The sequence below is a fragment of the Mesorhizobium sp. CAU 1741 genome, from assembly GCF_039839275.1.
Taxonomy (GTDB): Bacteria; Pseudomonadota; Alphaproteobacteria; order Rhizobiales; family Rhizobiaceae; genus Aerobium.
In genome coordinates, this window is sequence record NZ_JBDOQP010000002.1 from 1,235,878 (window position 1) to 1,245,154 (window position 9,277).

A 9,277-nucleotide genomic window follows, 5' to 3' on the forward strand; every position below is an offset into this window, starting at 1 on the left:
CGGCCCAGGCCGCGTTTCGGGCGGTGTCGCCCCTGTCCCTCGATCGAAGTGGTCCAAGCCACCTCAGTTCCAGCAAAATGTGCCGGGCGGATGACCGCCCGGCAGACGTTCAGCCCTTGATGGCTTCCACCAGCGTCTTGCCAAGGCGGGCCGGCGACGGCGAAACGCGGATGCCCGCGTCCTCCATGGCCGCGATCTTGTCTTCCGCGCCGCCCTTGCCGCCGGAAATGACGGCGCCGGCATGGCCCATCGTGCGTCCGGGAGGGGCGGTACGGCCCGCGATGAAGCCGGCCATCGGCTTCTTGCGGCCCTTCCTGGCCTCGTCCTTGAGGAACTGCGCGGCCTCTTCCTCCGCCGAACCGCCGATCTCGCCGATCATGATGATCGACTGGGTCTCGTCGTCGGCGAGGAACATCTCGAGCACGTCGATGAATTCCGTCCCCTTCACCGGGTCGCCGCCGATGCCGACCGCCGTGGTCTGGCCGAGGCCTTCATTCGTCGTCTGGAACACTGCCTCATAGGTAAGCGTTCCCGAGCGCGAAACAACACCGACCGATCCCTTGCGGAAGATCGAGCCCGGCATGATGCCGATCTTGCATTCGTCGGGAGTGACGATGCCTGGGCAGTTGGGGCCGATCAGGCGCGACTTCGACTTGTCGAGCTTTGCCTTCACCTTGACCATGTCCATCACCGGAATGCCTTCCGTGATGCAGACGATCAGTTCCATCTCGGCCTCGATGGCCTCGATGATGGCGTCAGCGGCACCTGCCGGCGGAACGTAGACGACCGATGCGGTCGCGCCGGTCCTGTCCCTGCCTTCGGCAACCGAAGCGAAGATCGGCAGGGTCTCGCCCTGTGCGCCGGTCCAGCTTTCGCCACCCTTCTTCGGGTGGATGCCGCCGACCATCTTGGTGCCGTGATAGGCGAGCGCCTGCTCGGTGTGGAATGTGCCGGTCTTGCCGGTAAGGCCCTGAACGAGGACCTTGGTGTCTTTGTTGATGAGGATGGACATTAATTCTGATCCTTCAAAATCCGTTAGCCGGCGATCGCCGCGACGATCTTCTTGGCGGCGTCGTCGAGATCGTCGGCAGCGGTGATCGCAAGGCCGGACTCGTTGAGGATCTTCTTGCCAAGCTCGACATTGGTACCTTCGAGGCGCACGACCAGCGGCACCTTGAGGCCCACTTCCTTGACGGCGGCCACGACGCCCTCGGCGATGACGTCACACTTCATGATACCGCCGAAGATGTTGACGAGGATGCCCTCGACGCGCGGATCAGCGGTGATGATCTTGAACGCCGCGGCGACCTTCTCCTTCGAAGCGCCACCACCGACGTCGCAGAAGTTGGCCGGCTCCTTGCCGTAGAGCTTGATGATGTCCATCGTCGCCATGGCGAGGCCGGCGCCATTGACCATGCAGCCGATATTGCCGTCGAGCGCGACGTAGGCCAGGTCCCACTTGGACGCCTCGATCTCCTTGGCATCCTCCTCGGTCTCGTCACGCAACTGCTTGACGTCGTCGTGGCGGAAAAGTGCGTTGCCGTCGAACGACATCTTGGCGTCGAGCACGCGCAGGCGGCCGTTTTCCATGACGATCAGCGGGTTGACCTCGAGCAGGCTCATGTCCTTCTCGACGAATGCCTTGTAGAGGATCGGGAACAACGTCTTGCCGTCCTCGGCGGCTTCGCCGCTGAGCTTCAGCGCGTCGTTGATCTTCCCGACGTCGGCTTCGGTGACACCGGCTTCAGGATCGATCGCCACGGTGATGATCTTCTCGGGAGTCTCTTCGGCGACAGCCTCGATGTCCATGCCGCCCTCGGTGGACACCACGAACGCGACGCGGCCGACCGAACGGTCGACGAGGATCGATAGGTAGAGTTCGCGATCGATGTCGGCGCCGTCCTCGATGTAGAGGCGGTTGACCTGCTTGCCAGCCTCGCCCGTCTGCTTGGTCACCAGCGTGTTGCCGAGCATGTCTTTGACGTTGGCGACGACTTCCTCGACCGACTTCGACAGGCGCACGCCGCCCTTGGCGTCCGCGCCGAGTTCCTTGAACTTGCCCTTGCCGCGTCCACCGGCGTGGATCTGGCTCTTCACCACATAAAGCGGACCTGGCAGCGACTTGGCGGCTGCTTCGGCTTCGCTCGCCTTCATGATGGCGACGCCCTCGGCGACCGGGGCGCCATAGCCCTTGAGGAGCTGCTTGGCCTGATATTCGTGAATGTTCATGCGTGGCTCCTTACTTGCCGAGGCTCGGCGCAATGCCGATGCAGGCCTCGCACAGGCCCTGGACCGACTCGACGGACTTGTCGAACATCTTCTGTTCTGCCTTGTTCAGCTCGATCTCGATGACGCGCTCGACGCCGCCCGCGCCAATCACCACTGGCACGCCGACGTAGAGGTCCTTGAGACCGTACTGTCCGGACAGATGCGCCGCGCAAGGCAGCACGCGCTTCTTGTCCTTGAGGTAGGCTTCGGCCATCGAGATCGCCGAGGCCGCAGGTGCATAATAGGCCGAGCCGGTCTTGAGCAGGCCGACAATCTCGGCGCCGCCGTCGCGGGTGCGCTGGACGATCTGGTCGAGCTTCTCCTTGGAGGTCCAGCCCATCTTGATCAGGTCCGGCAGCGGGATGCCGGCAACGGTGGAGTAACGGGTCAGCGGCACCATCGTGTCGCCATGGCCGCCGAGAACGAAGGCCGTCACGTCCTCGACCGAGACCTTGAATTCCTCGGCGAGGAAAAGGCGGAAGCGCGAGGAGTCCAGCACGCCGGCCATGCCGACGACATGGCTCTTGGGCAGGCCGGAGAATTTCTGCAGCGCCCAGACCATGGCGTCGAGCGGGTTGGTGATGCAGATAACGAATGCGTTGGGCGCGTATTTCTTGATGCCTGCGCCGACCTGCTCCATCACCTTGAGGTTGATGCCGAGAAGATCGTCGCGGCTCATGCCCGGCTTGCGGGCCACGCCGGCGGTGACGATGCAGACGTCAGCGCCCTCGATCGCGGAATAGTCGTTGGCGCCGACAAAGCGCGCATCGAAGCCGTCAACCGGCGAAGACTGTGCGATGTCGAGGCCCTTGCCCTGCGGAACGCCTTCCGCGATGTCGAACAAGACGACATCGCCGAGTTCCTTGAGTCCGATCATGTGAGCGAGCGTGCCGCCAATCATGCCGGAGCCGATGAGGGCAATCTTGTTGCGAGCCATGGTGATTGTTTTCCCTGTTGAGTGCGCCGGTTTGTCTCCGCGCCGGCCTGAAATTAGCGTTGCCGAAACTCTCTCCTGGACACGGGAGGCCGTCCAGATTCGGGCTTGGGCATAGACGCATCGCCGAAAAAACTCAACCGATTCTTACCGCGCGAACATTTTCAATCGTTTAATCAGAAATTTTCTTACGTAAACGTAAGAGTTTCCATCCATAAATCTTACACTGCCACGTTACGGCGTACACTTTCCAGCCATTCCCTGCTCTGCATTTCCGTCAAACGGGATGCCGTCCTGGCAAATTCGAATGCCTCGGTGCCGCTCGTTCCTGCATAAAGCGTTTCCGGCGCCGCTTCGGCGCTGACGACGAGGCGAAGGCGTGCGTCGTAAAGCGTGTCCACGAGCAGGATGAAGCGCTTGGCTTCGTTGCGCTTTTCTGGCCCCATCACCGGTATGTGGTCGATGAACAACGTATCGAACCGACTTGAGATCGCCAAAAAGTCGCGTGCGCCGAGGGGTTTTTCGCACAGATCGGCAAAGCTGAAGCGCGCGACGGTTCCGGCCGCGCGGGGAACCGCGACTTCGCGTCCCTTCACGGAAACCGTCGTCGGGTGGGCCGCCCTGCCATCTGTTGCCGCTTTCCATGCCTCGTTCATCAGCGCATCGGCCTCGCTGCCAAGCGGCTGGATATAGACGGGCATGCGGTCGAGTTTCTCGCGGCGATAATCGGTCGGGCCGTCCAGGGTCATCACCCTGGCATTGCGTTCGAGGATCGCGATGAACGGCTCGAAGAGGCCACGGTTGAGGCCGTCGCGATACAGGTCGCGGGGCGCGACGTTCGACGTCGCGACCAGCACGACACCCTCCTCGAAGAGAGCGGAGAACAGGCGCGACAGCACCATTGCATCGGCGATGTCGGTGACGCTGAACTCGTCGAAGCACAGCACCCACGCATCCTTGGCCAGCGCTTTCGCAACCGGCGGGATCGGATCGCTCTCCCTGGTCTCGCCACGCTTCAGCATCTCACGATGGCGCTGGATGCGATCGTGCACGTCAGCCATGAAGTCGTTGAAGTGAGCGCGCCGCTTGCGGCGCACCGGCACACGCTCGAAGAACATGTCCATCAGCATGGTCTTGCCGCGACCGACGCTGCCATGGATATAGAGACCTTTGACGGGCTCCTTCGTCTGGCGACGCTTCCCAAACAGCCAGCCCAGCGCGCTAGACTTGGACGCCAGCCGCTTGGAGGAGATCTCCTCGATGAGCCGGTCGAGCGCTGTGACGATCGCCAGTTGATTCTCGTCGCTCCTGATTTTCCCGGCCCGCTGGAGATTGTCGTATTCCTCCCGCACGGTGCGGAAGGTCGACAGACCATCATGAGAGGACATGCTTCATACCTGAAGACCGGAGGAGATGCTGCGGCGAGGTCCTGAATGTAGCGGGCCACCAGGACGTGATCAGGTCTTCTAACGAGGAATTGGCGAGCCGGAAAGGCGCAAGTTCCGGCTCGCAGCTAGGCTTAGCGTGACAGAGAGACCGGCTGTCCGGTGCTGGTCTGGCCGTCGAAACGCTCGCCGCCGGAGGAGTAGAGCCGGGCAAGAACGTCGCCATTGTCGTTGTAGAGCGCCAATTGCGATCCGGTCACGTTCCACGACTTGACGCCGTCGAGCGGTGCCGGGCAGCGCAGCGGTCCGGCACGAAAGCCCTGGCCGAAGCGGGTTTGCGGGGTGGCGATGCGGCAGCTCTGGCCCGAAACGCTGGCGTTCCAGACGCCGGCTACGCTGCCGGTGGAGATTTCGGCGGCGCCCTGTGGCGGCGCGGACGCAATCTGCGTCTGGTCCTGGCCCTGGGCCATCGGGTCGGAGCCCGGCGCAGCGGGGAACTGTGCGGGATCGGTCACGCCCGGCTGGGCAGGCGGCGGCAACTGGCCAGTCGTCACGGTGCCGGCCGGCGCGCCCTGCAAGGGTGCCGGAGCGGGGCCTCGCGTATCGAGCTGAGAAAATCGCTCGCTCTGGCAGCCTGCCAATGCGAGTGCGAGTACGGTCGTGGCCAAAACGCCGCTTGTCCTGAAAGCCATCAATTCCCTCCGTCGCGGCGCGGATGCGCCGTGCGTACGTACATAGATCCCTTCAATCGCCAGAATAGTGGCGATCGTGAGGATAATCCAACGCATATGGTTAAATTAGGGTTCCCGGACGCGTGACTTCACGTCAACAGGCGGCCGCCCAGCATGAAGTGGACGCGCTTATCTGGCGCGCGCCTCGATCGCCTCAGGACCGTGCCCCTGTAGGTTCACGTCTTGTAGTGGGCGCGTTCGTCGCTATCTTTGCGGGCCATGGATAGGCGCAGCTTGATGAAATGGATGGGGCTGGGCGGCCTCGCAACGATCGGTGGTGCCTCAGTGGCGGCAAAAGCGAACGCGTCGAACCATTACTACACAGGGCCGGAAAGCGATCATTTCGACGGCACGCTGTTCTTCAACCCGGATGGACATGAGCCGAAGGGATTTCGGGATCTGCTGCGCTGGCAGTTCGGCGGCGGCAAGGCCCGCTGGCCGGCGGAAAGAGAAAGCCCGTTCGCGGCGGCAAAGCCGGAACCGCGCGTCGATGGCGACAGGCTTGTGGTGACCATGGTGGGTCACGCTACATTGCTGGTGCAGACGGCGGGACTGAACATTCTCACCGATCCGGTCTGGTCGCCGCGCGCATCACCGGTGGGCTTTGCCGGCCCGAAGCGCATCACGCCACCGGGTGTGGCGTTCGATGATCTTCCGCCCATCGATCTGGTTCTCCTCAGCCACAATCATTACGATCACCTCGATATCGCAACGCTGCGCCGGCTTCATCAGGCTCACGATCCCCAAATCATCACACCGCTGGGCAACGATACCATCGTGCATCGCGAGATCGCGGCGATGCGCGTCGCCGCGCATGACTGGGGCGAAACCGTGCGGTTCCGGGACGTCGCCGTCGACCTCGAACCCGCGCATCACTGGTCGGCGAGAGGGGCGGGGGACCGCAGGATGGCCCTGTGGTCGGCCTTCGTCGTTTCCAGCCAGGGCGGCAAGATTTACGTGGTCGGCGATACCGGCTTCCACGGCGGTAGAAACTATCGTGCGGCTGCCGAGAAGCATGGGGGATTTCGGTTGGCCATCCTGCCGATCGGTGCCTACGAGCCGCGCTGGTTCATGGAACACCAGCACCAGAACCCGCGCGAGGCGGTGGAAGGCATGCGGCTTGCGAATGCCGCCTATGCCGCCGGCCATCACTGGGGCGTGTTCCGGTTGACTGACGAGCCGGTCGATGAACCCCGCGATCACCTGCAGGCAGCGCTTGAGGCGCAAGGGGTCGGACGCGAGCGCTTCCGTGCCATGCAGCCGGGCGAAGCATGGGATGTTCCGATGGCCCCATAGGGTCCGTGCCGTGTCGCAGCACTGGTAATCCACGGGCTTTTCCGCCATATACCGGGCCATGAACGCGCGCGTCCCCTTCGCCAGAATGAACGGCATCGGCAACGAGATTCTCGTCGTCGACATGCGCGGCCGCAAGGATCGCGTCATGCCTCAGGCGGCCATCGCGCTCGACGCCGAGCCAGCGACCAATTTCGACCAGATCATGGCGGTCTACGATCCTCGTACACCCGGCACACACAACTACATCGAAATCCTCAACGCCGACGGCAGCTTTGCGCAGGCGTGCGGCAACGGTACACGATGCGTCGTTGCCGCGCTCGCGGCGGAGACCGGGCAGAAGGTGTTTTCCTTCGAAACCGTCGCCGGCATCCTCAATGCGCAGGAGCACGAGGATGGATTGATCTCGGTGGATCTCGGCATGCCGCGATTCGGCTGGCAGGACATCCCGCTCAGCGAGGAGTTTCGCGACACGCGCATGATTGAACTGCAGGTCGGCCCGATCGATGCGCCGGTGCTGCATTCGCCGTCCGTCGCCTCGATGGGCAATCCGCATGCGATCTTCTGGGTCGACTCCGATGTCTGGTCCTACGATCTCGACCGCTTCGGACCGCTGCTGGAGAACCACCCGATCTTCCCCGAGCGCGCCAACATCACCATCGCCCAGGTGACGTCGCACGATGCGATGTCGATCCGAACGTGGGAACGCGGCGCGGGCCTGACGCTCGCCTGCGGCTCGGCGGCCTGTGCGGCGGCAGTCTCGGCGGCGCGGACACGGCGGACCGGGCGAACCGTGACCGTGACGGCACCCAGCGGCGGCAGGCTTCTGATCGAGTGGCGCGACGACGATCACGTCATCATGACCGGCCCGGCGGAATGGGAGTTTTCGGGCATGCTCGATCCCGCCACGGGCGCATGGGAACGCGACGTCGAGGGCGCGGCATGAGCGAGGCAAAGGGCATCGACATCGTCACCTTTGGGTGCCGGCTCAACGCCTATGAATCCGAGGTGATGCGCCGCGAGGCAACCGAGGCCGGACTGGGCGAGCTTGATGGCGGCGCGGTGATCGTCAACACCTGCGCGGTGACGGGCGAGGCGGTGCGGCAGGCAAGGCAGGCGATCCGCAAGGCGCGTCGCGACAACCCGCAGGCGCGCATCATCGTCACGGGCTGTGCCGCGCAGACCGATCCCGACAGTTTCGTCGCGATGGGCGAAGTCGACCTCGTGCTCGGTAACGAAGAGAAGCTCAAGGCGCACAACTATCGTGCCCTGCCGGATTTCGGCGTCAACGATTTCGAGAAGGCCCGTGTCAACGACATCATGTCGGTGACCGAGACGGCCTCGCACATGGTCGATGCGCTGGAGGGCCGGGCGCGCGCCTTCGTGCAGGTGCAGAACGGCTGCGATCACCGCTGCACCTTCTGCATCATCCCCTATGGACGCGGCAATTCGCGCTCGGTGCCGATGGGCGCGGTGGTCGACCAGGTCAAGCGGCTGGTCGGAAACGGCTATCTGGAGGTCGTGCTGACCGGGGTCGACATGACCAGCTATGGTGCCGACCTGCCGGGGAGCCCGCGCCTCGGCCGGCTTGTCAGGACGATCCTGGGCCAGGTGCCGGATCTTGCACGCCTACGGCTTTCATCGATCGATTCCATCGAGGCGGATGACGACCTGATGGAAATGATCGCGACCGAGCCGCGGCTGATGCCGCATCTGCATCTGTCGCTGCAGGCCGGCGACGACATGATCCTCAAGCGCATGAAACGCCGGCATCTGCGCGACGATTCCATCCGCTTCTGCGAGGACGTTCGACGCCTGCGCCCCGACATTGTCCTTGGCGCCGACATCATCGCCGGCTTCCCGACCGAAACCGAGGCGATGTTCCAGAATTCGCTGAAGATCGTCGCGGAATGCGGTCTGACGCATCTGCACGTGTTTCCATTTTCGCCGCGCGAAGGAACGCCTGCAGCGCGCATGCCGCAGGTCGATCGCGCTGTCGTCAAGGACCGCGCTGCGCGGCTGCGCGCGGCCGGTGATGCCGCGCATCGGCGACATCTCACATCACTGGTCGGGAGCCGGCAGCGCGTGCTGGTCGAGCGCGAGGGGATCGGACGCACGGAAGGTTTCACGCTGGTGCGCCTCGACCACGGCGGACCCGGCACGATCGTCGATGCCCACATCGCCGGCCAGGATGGCGCGAGCCTGCTGGCGCAGCCGCTTGCCGTGCGCGCGGCCTGAGAAACAGACGGAACACGATGGCCCTCGGATTCATCAAGAAGATATTCTCCTTCGGCAAGAAGGAAGGCGAGGGCGACGCCACGCCGGCCGACGACACCGCCACGCTCGCGGCGGCACCTGCCGAAAGCGCAGAGGCTCCGGTCCACGGCACGGTGCCCGACTTTCTTCGCCGTCCGAAGGAGGACGAGACGTCGGTCCCGGCTGAGACGGCATGGGCGCCGGACACCGCAGACGTGCAGGTGCCGGCCTCCCATCCCGTTCCGGAAGTGCCTGTTGAAGTACCGGAACCGCCGCGCGATCCTCTTCCAGAGCCAGAGCCAGAGCCAGAGCCAGAGCCAGAGCCAGAGCCAGAGCCAGAGCCAGAGCCAGAGCCAGAGCCAGAGCCAGAGCCAGAGCCAGAGCCAGAGCCAGAGCCAGAGCCAGAGCCA

Annotated in this window: 8 protein-coding genes and 1 pseudogene; 4 read left to right on the forward strand and 5 right to left on the reverse strand. The window is 63.9% G+C overall.

Features of this window, described 5'->3' with window-relative positions; translation table 11 throughout:
• Positions 1-109: 109 nt before the first annotated feature.
• The 5 genes from sucD to AAFN84_RS12810 form a co-directional block, all read right to left on the reverse strand.
• A complete protein-coding gene (sucD, locus tag AAFN84_RS12790) occupies positions 110-1,012 on the reverse strand; it encodes a succinate--CoA ligase subunit alpha (RefSeq protein ID WP_347514929.1) in 903 nt (300 codons plus the stop codon).
• A 23-nt stretch (positions 1,013-1,035) separates the two neighbouring features.
• A complete protein-coding gene (gene sucC, locus AAFN84_RS12795; protein ID WP_347514930.1) occupies positions 1,036-2,229 on the reverse strand; it encodes an ADP-forming succinate--CoA ligase subunit beta in 1,194 nt (397 codons plus the stop codon).
• A 10-nt stretch (positions 2,230-2,239) separates the two neighbouring features.
• Complete coding sequence (gene mdh, locus AAFN84_RS12800) at positions 2,240-3,205, reverse strand: malate dehydrogenase (RefSeq protein ID WP_347514931.1); 966 nt, start codon at positions 3,203-3,205, stop codon at positions 2,240-2,242.
• 218 nt (positions 3,206-3,423) lie between these two features.
• Positions 3,424-4,590 carry a cell division protein ZapE gene (gene zapE, locus AAFN84_RS12805; RefSeq protein ID WP_347514932.1) on the reverse strand — a complete coding sequence of 389 codons (1,167 nt, stop codon included), beginning with the start codon at positions 4,588-4,590 and terminating at the stop codon, positions 3,424-3,426.
• A gap of 131 nt (positions 4,591-4,721) precedes the next feature.
• Entirely contained in the window at positions 4,722-5,279 is a 558-nt protein-coding gene (locus AAFN84_RS12810; protein WP_347514933.1) for an AprI/Inh family metalloprotease inhibitor, read from the reverse strand.
• Between the two features lie 276 nt (positions 5,280-5,555).
• Here AAFN84_RS12810 and AAFN84_RS12815 point away from each other — a divergent pair, with 276 nt between their 5' ends.
• The 4 genes and pseudogenes from AAFN84_RS12815 to AAFN84_RS12830 all read left to right on the forward strand — a co-directional run.
• Positions 5,556-6,614, forward strand: a complete 1,059-nt coding sequence (locus AAFN84_RS12815; RefSeq protein WP_347515133.1) for an MBL fold metallo-hydrolase — start codon at positions 5,556-5,558, stop codon at positions 6,612-6,614.
• A 58-nt stretch (positions 6,615-6,672) separates the two neighbouring features.
• The gene (gene dapF, locus AAFN84_RS12820; RefSeq protein ID WP_347514934.1) at positions 6,673-7,557 is read left to right on the forward strand and encodes a diaminopimelate epimerase; all 885 of its coding nucleotides are present in this window, start codon (positions 6,673-6,675) and stop codon (positions 7,555-7,557) included.
• Complete coding sequence (gene mtaB, locus AAFN84_RS12825; RefSeq protein ID WP_347514935.1) at positions 7,554-8,849, forward strand: tRNA (N(6)-L-threonylcarbamoyladenosine(37)-C(2))-methylthiotransferase MtaB; 1,296 nt, start codon at positions 7,554-7,556, stop codon at positions 8,847-8,849. Before dapF ends, mtaB begins: the two co-directional genes overlap by 4 nt.
• 17 nt (positions 8,850-8,866) lie before the next feature.
• Positions 8,867-9,277, forward strand: a pseudogene (locus AAFN84_RS12830) (signal recognition particle-docking protein FtsY); the annotation flags it as partial.

Excerpts from the sequence above, each read along its gene's own strand:
- sucD (WP_347514929.1), bottom strand. The coding sequence starts at position 1,012 with ATGTCCATCCTCATCAACAAAGACACCAAGGTCCTCGTTCAGGGCCTT.
- sucC (WP_347514930.1), bottom strand. The coding sequence starts at position 2,229 with ATGAACATTCACGAATATCAGGCCAAGCAGCTCCTCAAGGGCTATGGC.
- mdh (WP_347514931.1), bottom strand. The coding sequence starts at position 3,205 with ATGGCTCGCAACAAGATTGCCCTCATCGGCTCCGGCATGATTGGCGGC.
- zapE (WP_347514932.1), bottom strand. The coding sequence starts at position 4,590 with ATGTCCTCTCATGATGGTCTGTCGACCTTCCGCACCGTGCGGGAGGAA.
- AAFN84_RS12810 (WP_347514933.1), bottom strand. The coding sequence starts at position 5,279 with ATGGCTTTCAGGACAAGCGGCGTTTTGGCCACGACCGTACTCGCACTC.
- AAFN84_RS12815 (WP_347515133.1), top strand. The coding sequence starts at position 5,556 with ATGAAATGGATGGGGCTGGGCGGCCTCGCAACGATCGGTGGTGCCTCA.
- dapF (WP_347514934.1), top strand. The coding sequence starts at position 6,673 with ATGAACGCGCGCGTCCCCTTCGCCAGAATGAACGGCATCGGCAACGAG.
- mtaB (WP_347514935.1), top strand. The coding sequence starts at position 7,554 with ATGAGCGAGGCAAAGGGCATCGACATCGTCACCTTTGGGTGCCGGCTC.